The organism is Amycolatopsis sp. NPDC043885 (assembly GCF_056435685.1).
This window is the reverse complement of the sequence record NZ_JBWKEA010000004.1, coordinates 453233-469737: the sequence shown is the minus strand read 5'-3', so window position 1 is coordinate 469737 and position 16505 is coordinate 453233. Positions and strand designations below refer to the sequence as shown.

The 16505-nt window shown below is 65.4% G+C and carries 14 protein-coding genes and 1 pseudogene; 5 read left to right on the top strand and 10 right to left on the bottom strand.

Annotated features, from left to right (window positions below; translation table 11 throughout):
* Positions 1 to 246: 246 nt before the first annotated feature.
* The 3 genes and pseudogenes from AC069I_RS17320 to AC069I_RS17310 all read left to right on the top strand — a co-directional run.
* Positions 247 to 615 (top strand): annotated as a pseudogene (locus tag AC069I_RS17320) (glycosyltransferase); the annotation flags it as partial.
* 94 nt (positions 616 to 709) lie between these two features.
* On the top strand, positions 710 to 1462 hold the full coding sequence (locus tag AC069I_RS17315; protein WP_478265821.1) for a UDP-N-acetylglucosamine--N-acetylmuramyl-(pentapeptide) pyrophosphoryl-undecaprenol N-acetylglucosamine transferase: 753 nt from the start codon (positions 710 to 712) through the stop codon (positions 1460 to 1462).
* Between the two features lie 132 nt (positions 1463 to 1594).
* Complete coding sequence (locus AC069I_RS17310; protein WP_478265820.1) at positions 1595 to 1777, top strand: hypothetical protein; 183 nt, start codon at positions 1595 to 1597, stop codon at positions 1775 to 1777.
* 36 nt (positions 1778 to 1813) lie between these two features.
* Here AC069I_RS17310 and AC069I_RS17305 read toward each other — a convergent pair whose 3' ends face one another.
* The 6 genes from AC069I_RS17305 to AC069I_RS17280 form a co-directional block, all read right to left on the bottom strand.
* Positions 1814 to 2845, bottom strand: coding sequence for a hypothetical protein (locus AC069I_RS17305; protein WP_478265819.1), 1032 nt, complete (start codon positions 2843 to 2845; stop codon positions 1814 to 1816).
* 187 nt (positions 2846 to 3032) lie between these two features.
* Positions 3033 to 4574, bottom strand: a complete 1542-nt coding sequence (locus AC069I_RS17300; protein WP_478265818.1) for a hypothetical protein — start codon at positions 4572 to 4574, stop codon at positions 3033 to 3035.
* Positions 4575 to 4898: 324 nt separating this feature from the next.
* A complete protein-coding gene (locus tag AC069I_RS17295) occupies positions 4899 to 5069 on the bottom strand; it encodes a hypothetical protein (RefSeq protein WP_478265817.1) in 171 nt (56 codons plus the stop codon).
* A gap of 8 nt (positions 5070 to 5077) precedes the next feature.
* On the bottom strand, positions 5078 to 5251 hold the full coding sequence (locus AC069I_RS17290) for a hypothetical protein (RefSeq protein WP_478265816.1): 174 nt from the start codon (positions 5249 to 5251) through the stop codon (positions 5078 to 5080).
* A gap of 71 nt (positions 5252 to 5322) precedes the next feature.
* Entirely contained in the window at positions 5323 to 6414 is a 1092-nt protein-coding gene (locus tag AC069I_RS17285) for an IS630 family transposase (RefSeq protein WP_478265815.1), read from the bottom strand.
* Positions 6415 to 6781: 367 nt separating this feature from the next.
* Positions 6782 to 7540: a TetR/AcrR family transcriptional regulator gene (locus tag AC069I_RS17280; RefSeq protein ID WP_478265814.1), complete on the bottom strand. Its 759-nt coding sequence runs from the start codon at positions 7538 to 7540 to the stop codon at positions 6782 to 6784.
* A 603-nt stretch (positions 7541 to 8143) separates the two neighbouring features.
* Between AC069I_RS17280 and AC069I_RS17275 the strand changes: the two genes are divergently transcribed.
* Positions 8144 to 10015 (top strand): AfsR/SARP family transcriptional regulator, encoded by a 1872-nt coding sequence (locus AC069I_RS17275; protein ID WP_478230559.1) that lies wholly within the window; start codon positions 8144 to 8146, stop codon positions 10013 to 10015.
* 19 nt (positions 10016 to 10034) lie between these two features.
* Here AC069I_RS17275 and AC069I_RS17270 read toward each other — a convergent pair whose 3' ends face one another.
* Positions 10035 to 11885 (bottom strand): AfsR/SARP family transcriptional regulator, encoded by a 1851-nt coding sequence (locus AC069I_RS17270; RefSeq protein ID WP_478265813.1) that lies wholly within the window; start codon positions 11883 to 11885, stop codon positions 10035 to 10037.
* Between the two features lie 433 nt (positions 11886 to 12318).
* On the opposite strand from AC069I_RS17270, the gene AC069I_RS17265 reads away from it, so the two are divergent.
* Entirely contained in the window at positions 12319 to 13656 is a 1338-nt protein-coding gene (locus AC069I_RS17265) for an FAD-dependent oxidoreductase (protein WP_478230558.1), read from the top strand.
* A 19-nt stretch (positions 13657 to 13675) separates the two neighbouring features.
* Here AC069I_RS17265 and AC069I_RS17260 read toward each other — a convergent pair whose 3' ends face one another.
* The 3 genes from AC069I_RS17260 to AC069I_RS17250 are packed head-to-tail and all read right to left on the bottom strand — an operon-like array spanning position 13676 to position 16450.
* Positions 13676 to 14533 (bottom strand): LLM class flavin-dependent oxidoreductase, encoded by an 858-nt coding sequence (locus tag AC069I_RS17260; RefSeq protein ID WP_478230557.1) that lies wholly within the window; start codon positions 14531 to 14533, stop codon positions 13676 to 13678.
* A gap of 4 nt (positions 14534 to 14537) precedes the next feature.
* On the bottom strand, positions 14538 to 15554 hold the full coding sequence (locus tag AC069I_RS17255) for a methyltransferase (protein WP_478265812.1): 1017 nt from the start codon (positions 15552 to 15554) through the stop codon (positions 14538 to 14540).
* Entirely contained in the window at positions 15551 to 16450 is a 900-nt protein-coding gene (locus tag AC069I_RS17250; protein WP_478230555.1) for an NAD(P)-dependent oxidoreductase, read from the bottom strand. The genes AC069I_RS17255 and AC069I_RS17250 overlap by 4 nt, the downstream gene beginning before the upstream one ends.
* Positions 16451 to 16505: the final 55 nt, after the last annotated feature.

The following is a 16505-nucleotide window of genomic DNA, read 5'->3' as shown; positions in this document are numbered from 1 at the left end:
TACTTTCTGGTAGCAGGTCTGCGTGAGCCAGCGGCATCTACGCCGATGCCCGCGCGCCCACAGCCGAGCCTCACCCTCCAATCCTTGCTGGGTCCATAGTGGACGGTATCGCCGCCGATGCTCGACGTAGCGTGAGTGGCGCTCAACCGCCATCCGTGCTTGTGGAAGAATCTCGCGCGGAAGCTGGCGTTCACGCCGGATCACGGTCGCCCCTTCCCGACAGGGCGAGAAACAGCGGGTTTGACGATGAACAAGCACAACGCCGCACAGGCCGGCACCCAGCACCATCAACAGCCGGAGCAGCGGGCGTTCCGGTTGCTGGTCACGGGCGGCGGGACGGGCGGGCATACCTATCCCGCGCTGACCACTATCCGCACACTGCAGGCCCGCTTGGCGGATCAGGGCAGGACCGTCGAGGTGTTGTGGGTGGGAAACGCGGCCGGCTTGGAGGCCCGCGTCACCACCGATCAGGGGATTCCGTTTCAGGCGGTCGCCACCGGGAAAATCCGCCGTGCGCGCAACCCGCTGAAGATGCTGTCGCGGGCCAATCTGACCGACATGGCCCGGGTGCCGCTCGGCGTGGTACAGGCGCGGTCGGCCGTGGCGCGTTTCCGTCCCGATGTCGTGCTGGCGACCGGTGGCTACGTCGCCGTGCCCGTGGGGATGGCTGCCAAGGTGTGGCCGTCCGCTGGTCATTCACGAGCAGACGTTGCGGCTGGGCTTGGCGAACCGGGTGCTGGCCCGGGTGGCGGCCAGGGTGGCGGTGTCGTCGGAATCGACCCTGCCGCTGCTGTCGCCCGCCACGCGGAAGCGCGCTGTCGCGACGGGAAACCCGGTGCGCGCGGAGGTGCTCGAGGGGGACGCCGAACGGGCCGTGAAGGCGCTCGGCGTTCAGACCTTCGATCGGAAGCTGCCCACGGTGTATGTCACCGGCGGCGCGCAGGGCGCCAGGCAGATCAACGAGCTCGTCTCGGCGATTCTGCCGTGGCTGCTGGAGCGGGCCAACGTCGTGCACCAGTGCGGAACAGCCGCCGTGGAGGCGCAGCGGGAGCGTGCGGCCAGGTTGCCCGCGGATCTCGCTGCCCGGTATCTGCCGATCGATTTCGTCGGCGCGGAGCTGCCTGATGTGTTCGCACTGGCCGATGTGATCATTTCGCGGAGCGGGGCGGGGACCATCGCCGAGGTGACCGCGCTGGGCACGGCGGCGGTGTTCATCCCGTTGGCGTCCTCGGCGGGTGGCGAGCAGGCCCACAACGCGCGGCATCTCGCCGACCAGGGCGCCGCGGCCGCGCTGCTCGGCACCGAGGTCACTGCGGCGGACCTGCGGGACGCGGTGGCGCCGCTGCTGGCCGATCCGCAGCGGCGCCACGCGATGGCTGATCGGGCGCGCGAGCTGGGGCGGCCGGACGCCGCTGACCGGCTCGTCGATGTCGTTCTGGACGCCGCGGGCAAGTGTCGGTGATCGTGGTCGCTGGGCGGTGATCTCACCGGTGGGATTGTGTCGTGGTCCGGGTCCAGCCGTCGCGGTCGCCGAGCAGGTGGCTGTCTCGCCGGTAGTGCGTGGTCGCCCTGGTCTCGTCTTGGGGTGTCGGAGATGAGCCGCCGCCCGTGGTCCATGGCGCGGGCCCGGACGTCGGCGACCTCGTCGACGTCCGGCCAGATGGAGAACAGCGTTTCACTGGTGATGCGGCTTGCGGTGACGTGGTTGCAGGTGGATGTCCTCGAAGAGTGCTTCGATGGTGGCGGCGGATGGCGGAGTCTCGGTGAGCCTTCATAGTCGAGTCAGCTGAGGGCACACCAATCGATTGGGCGTTCATTCCCTCACGACCGCGATATCCGTGATCGTGTACGTGGTCTTCTGGCTTTCCGTGGCCGAGTCCACCTGCTTTCCCAGCCACAGCAGGCTGATCGGACCGAGCAGTTTCTTTCCGGTGGCGAGATCGAAGGTGGAGTACGTGGGTGTGTCCCGGAAGTCGATTTGCGCGACCGTCGACGGCGTCAGGTCAATACTCGTCCGCAGGTGTGTTGATGGCAGCTGCCAGTGGCGAGCGACTTTCGCGGAACCGTCCGCGGGCACGGAAAGGATGTCGCCGTGGATGGTGGACCAGAACAGTCGATCGTGGACTCGGGTGAGTGTGCCGCGCGCCATCCGCCAGGTGTAGCCCTTCATATCGAGTTGTGTTTCGGTTCGTGCGCCATCGGCGATGCCGATCCGGACGAGGGTCAGCCCGGGTTCGCCGGATTCGTTCGACCGCGCTTCTTGGGAGGCGTACAGCGCCGTCAGGGTCGTCCCGTCGAGCGCGCAGTGAAGGGTCCTCGTCGCCGGCCGCAGACCGTTGGGGTAGGTCCAGGCAAGCCGCCGAGTCAGCCCGCCTGTGGAGGACACCTCGTACAGGACACTGCCGTACGGCCGGTCGTCTCCGGTCGCCTCGTCCCGGCTCTCGGCGATCACGAACAGCCGCTCAGCGCAGTACCCTACGGCGAGCACCATCCCCGGAACCGTTCCGGCGCTCACCGAGTCTTCCGTGCCGAAGGACACGAACCTGCTGGACGACCCTCCCACAACCGATCCGCTGTTGAACCACACCGACGCGCGCCCCGTAGGACGATCGATCGCGGCGGCCTGCACCATGTCCTCGTCGACTGCTGCGCTCGTTTTCCCCGAAGCCGACAGTTTGGTGACCGAGTCCGACGACGCCGTGACCATCGTTCCCACAGTCGCCAGGACCTGGTTGTCGTAGATCGCTCCACCCTGGACCTTGCCCAGCATCGCCCCGGTCACGTCGAAGGCGAAGACTGTGGTCCGGTCTTGGTCGGGGACGATGGGGGGCTCTATCGGTCCCACCGACACCATCCCCACGGCATCGCCGGGCAGGACCGTGAGTGGAGCATCACCGCCGTGGGGAGTGGGTGCCGAGCAAGCGAGCGTCATCGTGCAGCCGGCCGCTGCCGCAACCAGCCACCGGCCGCGGGAAAACCGCTTCATTGAGCCCTGTTCCATCCGAGGGTGATCGGTGCGGGAGTCGTCGACGTCATGGGTATTTGGTGACCCAGGTGGATTTCAGGATGTCCCGGGGGTAGACACCCCAGCCGCCGTCCCCGTCGAGATCAATTTCGCGACCCCAGTCGGGGGCGTTGACCGACGCCCATTTGAACGACGCCCAGACCAGGGACGAACAGTTGTACCCAACGGTGTTCCCGCCATCGCTGCCATTGATGTCCTTGTTGGCCAGGAAGTTCTTGTTGTACGGAAAACCGACCCTGCTTCGCGCGAACTCGACCGCTTTCGTACGCACACCGGCGGACGTATTGACCCACATCATCTGCGGACTGCGCATCTTCCTGCCGCCGTCGGCCGTGTTGTCTACCTCCCGCACCCCCTTCTCAGGGTTGAGGGCCTCAACCGAATGCGTGAGCGACACGAAGATCCCGTTGTGCCCATGTGCCACCCTGGCCGTCGCGGCCTCCGAGAAGAAGATGTCGCCGACCCCCCTTGGGGTGGGAAGAAGCATCTCCTCGCCGGGGCTCGGGTCGCCCGCGGGGAACACCATCGACCGCCGCGCCTCGTCGAGTGCGTTCTCGATGAAGTCGGCGACCGTCGCGGCCCCGGTTTGGGCAATGCGCTGCGCCGCCGCGAGGACCTCGTTCGGCGTCATGTAGACACTCAGGTTGGCGAGTTCATGTGTCTTGGGACCGGGCCCGGACAGCGTTCCGTGCTGGAACCGCTGATCGACCGTGATCCCGCCGTCGGCGCTCGTCTCATCTGCGACGGGATAGCCTGCCGGGCTTTTCTCGTAGCCGTCCCGTGCCCATCTGGCCAGGATCGAGCCTGTGACAGGCCACGCGCCGGTGGACGGTGACCAGTAGATGACCGAATCGCCCTTCTCGAACCGGTTCATCCGGCCCTGCCCGTCGGGCAGCTTGACCTCGTCGCTGGCGGGGTAGCCAAGCCGGCCCTGTTCCCAGCCGGTTTCACCCCACTTGTCTCGGATCGCACCTGTGACGTAGTACGCCTCGTTGAGCCGCCAGTAGATCGTGCCGCCCTGGAAGTACTGCCTGCGCCCGATCGGTGCGACAGGGTCGGGATTGACGATCTCGTCGCTTGTCGGGTAGCCGAGCGGCCCCCTTTCCCAGTCGTTGCGCTGCCACGCGGCGAAGAAATGGTTGACCACCGGATGCGCGCCGCCTTCCGGAGACCAATAGATCGGCCCGTTCTGGAAGGTGGAGCGCTTCCCCACCCCATCAGGGTTTCCCAGTTCGTTGCTCGTGGGCCACAGCAGGAAGCTGCTCGGCCCACCGAGGGCGTTGTACTTGTCCCGGATCGCGCCGCACACCTCGTACGGCGCGGGCCAGTACACCTGGCATCCGGGCGCGGTCGAGGTTGATTGTGTCGCGAGTGCGGCCTGCATGCGCTCGGCCCTATCGGCCTCCGCTTTGGTGAACCCGCCAGGGATCTTTTGGCAGTCTGACCGCATCTCGCCCGGTTTCGGGCTGCATTCCAGATCCACGGCGGACGACGATTCGTGGGCGATCGCCTCCGTCGCGGGGCTGGCGAGCCCGATCAGCAACGACACGACGATCACCGTGGTCCGGCACGGTCTGGTACTTCGGCGGCGAATCGATTTCACGGTCAGCCTTCCCCTCAGCGGCGACAGGTACTCAGGGTAGTCGAAAGGATACGCACCGACAGACTGTCATTGGCCGATGAAATCCTGATGAAACCCGCCGCGCCTGGCCGAACGCCCGGTTCTCACTGGAGAACAAACCCTGCTCCACCCACTCATACACGCGACACACGTGACGTCGTCGGCCGTGCCGCCGGATTGCCCAACTCGTGGCTGACGATTCCCACCGACACGCCACTTCGGGGCCGAGCTGCCACGACACGGTGCCGGCGTTCATTTCGCGGCAGAACTCGCCGAGTGGTCGCTCGGCGGGTTCGGGGTCAAGGTGATGTCGCCGCCGGACCGGCCAACCGGTCGGACCCGATGCTCCAGCTGGCCCAGGAACTCGCGGAAACTGGTGGAGCCGTAGTTGGCCTCGTCGACGGTGTGGTCTAAGGCCATCATTCTCGACTTCAGCCCTGAGGCCGTGGGGCTGTCGTCGGGCTCTGCTGCATCGCGGCCACCAGCAACGCCTCCGCATCGGCCAGCCGGTATCCGGTTCGCGCGGCGGTGCATGGCTCGACCGGCTGTGGTTCTGCTTGCGCGACGATCGAGCCCCACAGCTGGTATTCCAGGCACACCGACACCAGTCGGGTGCTCGCTGACGTCTCCGCGCCGACACCGATCACGCACTTGCCGAACTCCCGCAGCTTAGTAGCTAGTGTCCTGCGCCGGAAATTCGCTGGCAATATCGTGCGAGTGAGTCGATGATCTCTTCGGCGGTCTTCTTCCACACGAACGGCTTCGGGTTCTGGTTCCAGTCTTTGATCCACTCGCGGATGTCTTTCTCCAGTGCCGCAACACTTTTGTGAAAGCCACGCCGGATCAGCTGATCGGCGAGGAACCCGAACCAGCGCTCGACCTGGTTGATCCAGCTCGATCCTGTGGGGGTGAAGTGCATGTGGAACCGGGGATGCTTGGCGAGCCACGCTTTGATCGCCGGGGTCTTGTGGGTGCCGTAGTTGTCGCAGATCAGGTGGATGTCGAGATCGGCGGGGACGGTTTTGTCGATCGTGGTCAGGAACTTCTTGAACTCGGCGGCTCGATGCTTGCGGTGCAGTTCGCTGATCACGGTGCCATCCGCGATGTTGAACGCCGCGAACAGGCTGGTGATGCCGTGGCGGACGTAGTCGTGGCTGCGTCGCTCGGGCATGCCCGGCATCACCGGCAGCACTGGCTGGGAGCGGTCCAGCGCTTGGACCTGGCTCTTTTCGTCAGCGCACAGCACCACCGCCCGTTCCGGCGGGTTGTGATGGAGCCCGACGACATCGATGACCTTGTCCACGAACAACGGGTCGGTGGACAGCTTGAAGGTGTCGGCCTGGTGGGGTTTGAGCCCGAAGTCCCGCCAGATCCGGCCAATCGTCGATTTCGACAGCCCGGACCGCTCGACCATCGACGTGCGCGACCAGTGAGCGGCGTTGCGGGGAGTCTGTTCCAGGGTTGTCACGATCACCTCCTCGACCTGGTCGAGCGCGATCGACGGCGGCCGACCGGGCCGGTCTTCGTCGGCCAGCCCGTCCAATCGCTGCGCGACGAACCGGGCCCGCCACTTACCCGCCGTCATCCGGTTGACCTCGAGCCGATCCGCGACCTCCACATTGGACAAGCCATCCGCGCACGCCAGCACAATGCGACACCGCAACGCCAGCGCCTGCGCCGACTTCGCCCGCCGCGCCCACCGCAGCAACGTCTCACGCTCGTCATCGCTGAGGATCAACTCGACCTTGGACCGTCCACGACCCGCCATCGCCACATCCAATTAGATAGCGAATTTCCGGCGCATGACACTAGGCCTCGTGCATCCGCGGGCGCCAGTTCGCCCTCCGCCTCAGCGCCGAACGCCGGTTCGCCTGGAACGTCCCATCCCACGCGAGGACGTGCGGCGCGGGAGACGAAGCGAATCGGTAAAGGGCAGCGGCGAAGGTCGGCCTCCCGGTCCCGACTGGAGAACTCGCCTGTGCATGGACGGCCTCGCCGACGCCGGACTGAACCCCGGCCCGACCGAGACCCGCCGCTGCCTCGACCCGGTACATCTGCCGCGCGCACGGTCACCCCGTCGCTCGCGGGCGCCGTAGGCTGCATTTGAACGCTCACGAGGTCTGCGCGCTACATCCCTACGTGGTCGGCGACCGGTCCGACTTCTGGAGGTTCAGGTATTCGACCAGCTTGGCGAGTTGGTCGGCGTAGCGCTCGACGAACTCAGGGGACTCCGGATCGATCTCTAATAGCCCCTCGATGATGCGCGGCAACGTCACGGGTGCCATCGCGGCGGCCATCACCATTACCGTCAGGCACCCCGAATCGACCCAATCCGGCAACTTCCCGGACTCCCGCAGCTGGGTAACGTGCTCCACCGTCCCACCCAAACGCCTCATCCAGGACGTATGGCCTGGGTCGCTCTGCGGGCCGTCGTACTCCAACCCTGACCAAACCAGCAGCCGCATGTCATCTCGACTGGAAAGGGCCTCCAGTACGCAGCGGTGCAACTGCTCCGACAACGGCGCCCCCGGCGGCATCAACTCACTCTGTCGCCGGCCTAATCTCTCCGACATCGCCCGATACAGGCCCTCTTTACCCCCGAAGTAATACGAAATCAGCTGCTGGTTAACACCGGCACGTGCCGAAATCGCAGCGATCCGCGCACCCGCGTACCCGTGCGCCGCGAACTCCACCACAGCCGCATCCAGGATCGACCGGCGCGTGCGGTCCGCATCCCGCCGCCGCTCTTGTGGCTTCGGCGACCGGCGAGGCTTTGAATCGGTCACAACCGCGACTATACATGCGCAAAAAGCCTTGCCAAATCGATCGGCGAAATAGACCAGAAGGTTGACACAGTCGGTCATTGCTCCGTCGACCACGGCCAGAAACGCCACTGGCCTCGCACCGCTCATCCACGACATGCCGACGCACTCCGAACCACGAACGATCCCCCGAACACACCGCCGTCCAGGTAACAGCCGTGAGAAGAAGCGCCTTCGCTCCGCCGGCGCACATGCGAGTATTATGCGCACACAACCCGTCCTTGGCCGCCTTCGCGAGAGGGCATAGTGACAGAAGAACACGAACGAGACCGAATGCCGACCTTAATCAGAATTCACGAATTCACCGAGTGGCGTCAGCCGTACGGACAACCCGCGCGTCCGACAGTCCACAGCCGGACGTGCCGCGCTGTCACAGAACCATAACCTCACGTAAACATCGATGACAGACGGGCGAAGCTGCGGATTCGACTACGCGACGGCTGCGTCACCAGGGAAAACATTGTGATCAACGCACGTACCACGCTTTTCCGGATCCGCCAATCACTGAGGAAACCGAAGACCGGCCACACCTTATCGACTTCCTTGACACAGTGATCCTTTCCACTATATTATCCAGCCACGGCATGATATGCGTGGAACACGAAAACTGCTACCCTTTATCGTGCCACTGGGGAGGATCAGTCGGTGGATTTACATTGTAAAATTCTGGGTTCTTTGGCGGTCGAAATCAATGGGCAAGATGTCACGCCGAGCGCACCAAAAATGCGAAGAATTCTGGCGCTTCTGATACTTCGACGAAGCACGCCGGTCAACATGGGTGATCTCGTTCTCGAACTCTGGGGTAACCATCCTCCACCCAGCGCGCGCACGACGGTCCACACATATATACACAAACTTCGCTGTCGACTTTTCCCTGCACATCTGTCGAAGCACGGTTTCGCGTTGCACACCAAACAGCAGAGCTATTTCCTCGAGATGCCACCACAGTGTCTCGATCTGCACCGGTTCGAGCACTTGGTCCAGCGCGGAGAAAGCGCGCTGGAGCGCGGCGAACCACGTCTGGCCGTGGAATCGCTACGTGAGGCCCTGAGCTTGTGGCGAGAACCGATGATGAGCGCCATGGAGACCGGCCCCCTGCTGGCCGCGCATGTCACCGGTCTCGAGGAGAGCAGGCTCCGCGCCCTTGAACTCCGCATCGGAGCGGACCTGCAGCTGGGCCGGCACCGGGAACTGCTGAGCGAGCTGAAGGAACTCGTGATCACCCATCCACGCAGCGAAGTGTTTCACGGCCACCTGATGCTCGCACTGCACCGCTGCCATCGGCGTGATGAGGCTTTGGAGGTCTACCAGCGATTTCGTCGCGAAATGGTCGAGGAGATGGGTCTCGAGCCCTCCCAGCTTCTGCAACATGCGCATCAGGCCGTGCTGGCGGGCGAACCGTTGCCCGATGCCACGCCCCTGAAAGCACAGGTCACCACCGCGACCGAGCGCCCCGCGCAACTGCCTGGTGACAGTGCGGACTTCATTGGCCGCGGTGGCCTGGTGGAGGACGCTGTCATGTGGCTGACTTCGGCTGGGCTCGCGGACGTCGCACCGAGGGTGCTGTCGGTGCATGGGATGCCGGGAGTCGGCAAGACCGCCTTCGCGGTACGCGTCGCGCAACGTGTGCGATCGCGGTTCGAGGGAGGGCAGTTCTACGCATGCTTGGGTACGAGTGGCGACGGAGCGAGAGATCCGGCGGACGTACTGAACGGCTTTCTCATGGCCGCCGGTTTTCCCGCGGAGCGACTACCTGCCGATCGTGAAGACAAGGCAGCACTCTTTCGCACTTGGACTTCGATGAAGCGGGTACTCGTCGTGCTCGACGACGTCGGTTCCGCGGAGCAGGTACGGCCACTGATGCCCGCGGGGCCGCGTTGTGCGGTAGTAGTCACCACCCGGCGTGGCATCCACCCGGCGGCGGGATCCCGCTTGGTCTGTCTCGATCCCCTCGAGCCGACCGAGAGTACCGGGCTGCTGTCCGCGATGATCGGCACGGAACGGATCGCAGGCGAACGCGAGCAGGTGGACCGGATAGTCCAGCTGTGCGGCGGACTGCCTCTGGCCGTTCGCGCGGTCGGTGCCCAGCTCCGTTCCGTGTCCGGATGGCCCATCGGAACCGTGCTCCACCAGCTCGAAAACGGTGCACGCCGGCTCGACGCGTTGTCCTTCCACGATCTGGACGTGCGCGGGCGGATAGCCGGCAGTTACCACGTCATACCGAGACCGGCACAACTCGCGCTCCAGAAGTTCGCCACCCTCGGTAAGACCACGTTGACCCAAGCCGAGGCGACCTCACTGCTCGGCTACGACCGGCTGGAGAGCGGCAGGATTCTGCTCACCCTCGTCGATCACGGACTTCTCCGGATATCCGGAGAAGCGGATTCGACGGTGAGCTACGAGCTTCATCCACTTATCCGCTGCTACGCCGAAGAAATCGTCGCCGACCGGACTCAGCGGCATCCGGTGATTCGGCGGCACCGGCCGCGATTCTGTGCTCGCCGGCCCCGAACCATCATGCGGTCGCGGCGACGTCGGCCCGGCTGAGTGCCGGGCCGACGTCGGTTCAGGCCATCAGGCAGAGTTCCTCCCGCGGGCTCAGCCTACGGCCGATCGCACGTAGGCTGGGAAGGAAACGGTACTGGGTATGACCGATCCGCTCGTCGAACGCCGTCACGTCGATAAGCCACAGTTCGGCCAGATCCTCCAGCAACGACTCGGCATATTGCTCGTCCACCTCCAGCATCCTGGCCGCGAGAGCCACCGAGACGCTTGGGTTATCGAGCTTCGCCAGCTTGCGAAAGGCGTCCTGCGCGCCCGGACGAGCCAGCGAGTAGCTCCGTTCGACACTAGCCCGCAGGCCGAGGATGTCGGTATCGACCGAAGGGTCGTCGATCGCGGTACTGAGCCGATGGACCGATCTGGCGATCGCCCAGTGCTGCCGGACCTGCAACTGGCCGGCGGCCCAATGCAGTGCCAGCGGGAGCCCATCGCACAGCTTCACCAGTTCCCTGGCCGCCTGATCATTTTTGGCAACCCGGTCACTGCCGAGAACTCCGGTCAGCAGCTGAACTCCTTCAGGCTCGGTGAGCGGAAGCAGTTCGACGGTCATACTCGTCGCCGCGACGAAAAGACGGCGCCGACTGGTCACGAGTACTCCACATTCCGCGCTCGACGGAAGCAACGGCAGCAACTGCTCGGCACTGACCGCGTCGTCCAGCGCGAGAAGAACCCGGTGTTCCGTGGTCCAGGTACGGAACATCCTGCTGCGCTCGTCCGTCGACGCCGGGATCCGTTCGTCGGTCACCCCGGCCGCGCGCAAGAAGCCGGCGAGCACCTCACCCGGTTCGACCGGGCTCCCGTCGTCGTCGAGCAGCTTGGCGTAGAACTGCCCATCCGGGTACCTGTCCACGACTTGATGCGCGACGTGGTTGCACAGCGCCGTCTTGCCGACCCCGGGAGGACCGACGATGACAACCACCGTCGCCGCCCGGCCACGACCAGTGCACAACGCCTCGAGAGCCGCTGTGCTCTCGGCTCGCCTGCCGATGAGAACCGTACCGTCGGGTGGGAGCTGCCGTGGTGGTCTCGACCGGCGAGTGACAACCGTGCCCGGGCCGGGCGTCGGCGATGACAGGCTCTGATCCGCACTCAGTACGGCCCGCTGCAAACGTTGCAGTGAATCGGTGGGATCCAAGCCGAGTTCGGTTGCCAAAGCGTCCCTGGTGCGGTGGTACACGTGGAGCGCCTCGGCCTGTCTTCCCGCTCGATAGAGAGCCAGCATCAGTTTCGCCTGGAACCCCTCGTGGGTGGGATACTGCGCCCCCAGCATGGTGAGCTCACCGAGCAGCTCGTTGTGCTTGCCCAGCTGGAGATCCACCTCGATCCGCTGTTCAAGGACGCCTTTGCGGAGTTCTTCCAGGCGTCGTGTCTCCGCATCCAGGACCGGTCCCGTGCTGACGTCGGCGAGCGCAGGACCACGCCACAGCCGTAGCGCTTCCTCCAGCGTCTTGGACGCGGCCTCGACCGTCCCCGATTCCAGTTCGCCTCGGCTGCGCTTCGCCAGTTGCTCGAACAAGCGCGAGTCAAGCGAATTCGACGGCAGCGCGAGGACATAGCCATTGGCCAGCGTGTGCAACGCGGCGCCGTCGGCACCGGCAGGCCGGGACGAGCGCACGCCTTCGGCCGGTGACAGTTGTAGCAACTTACGCAGTTGGTAGATGTAGGTTTGCAATGTCGTGGCGGCGCTCGCTGTCGGCCTGTCCTCCCAGAGCTCGTCGATGATCTGATCGGTCCGGACGAGATTGTTGGCCTGTAGTGCCAGAAGACTGAACATCCGCCGAAGTTTCGGCGCGGACGGAGTGATCACCACTCCCTCGCGGAAGACTTCGAGCGGGCCCAGCAGATTGACCTCCATCGTCAGCACGCTCCCCCAGTTGTCAGTGACTCGATGGCCCGCACTCGAAGCACGGATACCGATTCTTTCAAGCGTCCTTGTGAGTCCCTTCAATCTATCGGGCGGTACGACTCCCGCCCTTGAAGATCGGTGGTGGCTTACTAAAGCGATCCTGATGCGGTTAACAGCCCACCAAAGCCGCGTTCAAAGCTGCCGCCGACCATGGCAGGCGACGCGTTGACCTGGACTTATCGGCCTGACGACACAGACCGCGACGACTCTTCAGGAGTCAGCCGGAGCCGCTCTGTGCAAGCAAGGGTCATCCGATCGATGTAGCCAGGTTCTCGCGCCACAAGACTTTCTGTAGTGAATCGGGCGACCGAAGGCCGATGTCAGTACCTGGAGACGCGCCTAGCGTTGACGGCACGAGACACGTCGGAGGAGGGGAATCGTTGTGTCGTCAGCCCGCACACCACGAATAGCGGTCGTCGGTTCTGGGCCCGCGGGGGTGTTCACCGCGGAGGCCCTGCTGAAATCGGACTACAGTCCGGCTGTCGATGTGTTCGATCGCCTGCCCACTCCGTACGGCCTGGTCCGGTACGGTGTGGCGCCCGACCATCCGAGGATCAAATCGGTGAGCACCGTTCTGCGGCGAGTGCTGGAAAATCCCGCCGTCCGGTTCTTCGGCAACGTGACGTTCGGCCTGGACATCGGCCTCGACGACCTGCTCGCCCACTACGAGGCCGTGATCTTCGCGACCGGAGCCCCCGGGCATCGCGAACTCGGAGTCCCCGGTGAGGACCTGCGTGGCAGCTGGCCGGCCGGCGAGTTCGTCTCTTGGTACAACGGCCATCCGGACGCGCTCAACGACTTTCCCCTGCATGCGAGGAAGGTCGCCGTACTCGGAGCGGGCAACGTCGCGCTGGACGTGACCAGACTGCTGGTGAAAGATCCCCGCGAGCTGGTGGATACCGACGTACCGGACCACGTCCTCGACGGATTGCGGTGCAGCAGCGTCGCCGACGTGTACCTGGTGGCCAGGCGCGGGCCCGCCCAGGCCAAGTTCACCACCGTCGAACTCAGGGAACTCGGCCTGTTGCGCGGGGTCGACGTTCTGGTGCGGTCCGAGGACTTGCGCTTGGACGAGGCGGACGAGCAACTACTCGAAGCCAACAGGCAGACGCGAGCCAACGTCGACCTCCTGCGGGAGTGGGCGCGACGCCCCATGACCGACGCCACCCGGCGGATCCATCTGGTGTTCTGGCGGAGCGCGGCGGCGATCGAAGGTGACAGCGAGGTGCGCGAACTTCGCTTGTCCCGTACCCGGCCGGGTGAACACGGCCCTGGCGAGGTGCTTCCGGTCCAGAGTGTCCTCCGTGCCGTGGGCTATCGAGCCGACCCGTTGCCAGGGCTGCCTTTCGAATCACGAACCGGAACCCTGCCTCACCGCAAGGGACGGATTGTCGATGGCGGCGCACGGCCGGTCGCCGGGTGCTACGTGGCGGGTTGGCTCAAGCGCGGCCCGACCGGCGTGATCGGCACCAACAAGGCGGATGCGGCGGAGACGGCGCGCAGCGTTGTCGAGGACCTCGCGGAAGGAACCCGCGCCCGGTCGTCGGACCCGAACTCCGTGCCGCGACTGTTACGCCGCCGTGGCACGGAGTTCGTGACCTGGTCGGACTGGCTACGCCTGGACTGTTACGAGATCAACCGGGGTCAGGCACAGGGCCGGGACCGCAGCAAGGTGTCGGATCTCGATGCCATGCTGGCCATCAGCAGACGAGGTCTTTGAGTGGTACGGCGTAAGACCTTCAGTGCACTGCTCCGTCGAGCAGTTCAAGCTGGGACAGTTCGGCCGAGCACGGCATGAGGATCAGTTCGGTACAGCCCGCGTCGGCGTAGGCCGCCACGGCTTCGCGCACTCGCACCGGATCCGTGAGCACGCCCTTGGTGATCCGGTCGGTCGCCCTCTCCCCGAGAAACGCGTAGTACTCGCCGACGTAACGCCGGGCCAGTTCTGTGCCTTGACGGCCGAGCGCGAAGTAAGCCAGCGCCAGCAGCCGTGGCTGATCCAGCCGTCCTTCGGCGGCCCAGCCGCGCCGGGCGCGCTCGGCAAGCTCCCGGTATCCGCTGGCCGAGCTGCCGCCGGAGATCCAGCCCTGCCCATAGCGCGCGGCTCGCCGGATCGCGATGTCGGTATGCCCGCCGAAGATCAAGGGCGGGCTCCCTCGATACGGCGACGGGCCGATGCGGCCGTCGGGCTCCGCGCCCGACCAGATGGAAACCATTCGCTCCACCGCGCTGTCGAGAGTGCGGCCTCGCCGCGCGTAGGGCAGGTCAGCGGCGATGAAGTCGTCCTCCCGGCCTCCGGCGGCGAGACCGGCCACCAAGCGCCCCTCACTGATTCGGTCGAGGGTGGCGAGCTGCTTCGCGAGCAGTGCCGGGTTGCCTCGATACGGCGCGAGCAGGACCGTCGCGGCAAGGCGTATACGCCGCGTGACACCGGCCGAGGCGGCCAAGGCGATCAACGATTCGCAGTTGCCGTACACGAGCCGGTCCAGCGTAGCCAGTGAGCTGAACTCAGCCTGGTCTGCATACCGTGCCCAGTCCAAGAGCTGATCGCCCACCACGCCGCATACCGCCGCGGGGAGGCCGACTCCGATCTCCACTCGATCATCCCGCCTTGTGACCGATCACGACGGTGTCGTTCTCGCCGAGCGGAGCGACCTCTGTCGAGCCGAAGCCGGCTTCCGTGAGCCATCCCTGGTACTCCGACGGCGGGTACTCCGCTCCACCCGGCGTGGTCAGCATCATGTCGAGGCTGATGATCAGGTTGGTCAGATCGGTGCCTTCCTCGTCCACCATCCGGTCGTACACGACGAGCTTGCCGCCGGGCCGTACCGCGTCGAACGCCTTACGCACCAATGCCCTGCATTCATCCGGTGACCAGTCGTGGAGGACGTGGCCGATGACCACCACGTCGGCGGACGGGATCGGATCGGTGAAGAAGTCACCCGCCTGGAAGGTGGTCTTCTCCTCGAGACCGAGCGCGCGCATGTGCTCGTCGAACGGTGTCCGCATCTCCGGCAGATCGAACACGGTGCCCGAGAGATGTGGATGCGCCTTGATCAGCCCACCCGTGAGATTGCCGCGCGCGCCCCCGACGTCCACCATCGAACGGTAGGCGGTCCATTCGATGGCCCTGGCCAGTTCAGGCACGATCAAGGTGGTGAGCGCGTCCATCATGCCGAGGAAGCTGCGAAGCCGGTTCGGCTCCTTGATCATCTCCATGTAGTCGGCTTCGGCTGTGGGCTTTCCGGTCCGCAACATCTCCCCGAAGCGGCCCCACGCCGGATAAAGCATGTGATTGGCCCGTTCGAGAAAGCCACCGATGTACCCGTCGCCGGTCCGCACCAGATGGCGCCCGGCCAGTGCACTGTTGCGGTATCGCCCGTCGTTCTTCTCGAGAAGGTCGAGCGCGGCCAGCACATTGAAGAAATCGGGCGTTCCCCGCGGGTGCAGGTCCAGCTTCACCCGCAGTTCCTCCGCGGTCATCTCGTCATCGCCGAGTACGGTGAACAAACTCAATTCGAGTGCGGTCAGGAGACATTTGGCGGTGCAGAAGGCGGTACCGAGTTCGAAGACGGCGCTCGGGCCCGCGGCGTCGACACTCGATGCTGATGTGGTCATTGCTGGTGTTCCTCCTTGACTCGGGGGATCGTGTCTTCATGTGCCGCCAGGACCACGGCCGCGTCCTTGTCACCGTCGCCGGCCGCGACGACGCCGGCATAGCGATGGGCGAGAGCGTCCGCCAGCGGGAGGGCCAATCCTGCGTCCTGTGCCTCCGTCAGCAGGAGCCGGACGTCCTTCTCCATCAACCGTGCCCGGAACGCGGCGGGTTCGTAGCGTCCGGTGCGCATGAATTCGGCCCGGAAAGCCAGGACCGGCGATCGGACGCCGCTGTTCAGCACGGCGTCCAACAGCGTCTTGCGGTCCAGCCCGGCGACGGCGGCGAACGAGACCGCCTCGGCCAAGGCGACCGTCTGCGCGCCGAGTATCAGGTTGAAGGCCAGTTTGAGCGCACTGGCCTGACCGGACCGTCCAAGGTGTACAAAGCCGTCGCGGCTCAAGGTATTCAGCACCTCGCGAGCGGACTCGACGTCGTCGTGCTCCCCCGCGGTGAAGACCCGCAGGCCGCCGGACCGGGCCATCCCGGGGTTGCCGATCACACTGGCCTCCACCCGCCGTATCCCCGCGTCCGCCAGCCGCCGCGCGGCCTGGCGGGCATATCCCGGCGATACCGCGGACGTGTCGATCACCAGGGTTCCTCGCCGCAGGGCGGGAAGCAATTTGCCGAAAAGCACCTCGTCGACCGCGGCCTCGTCACTCAGGCTGAGCAAGATCAGCCCCGTCTCGGCGACGGCTTCGATCGATTCAGCGAGCACCGCTCCAGCGGCGACCAGCGGCGCCGCCTTCTCGGTCGTACGGTTGCAGACCGTCAACGCGAAACCGCCTTCGAGTAGCCGGTGCGCCATCGCGGCCCCCATGTTGCCCAGTCCGATGACGGCGATCCCCGTGGGCTTCATGACCGAATCCGCCCGCGGCGGGGAAATGCCACGGAGCGCTGGGTATTTCGTCGGG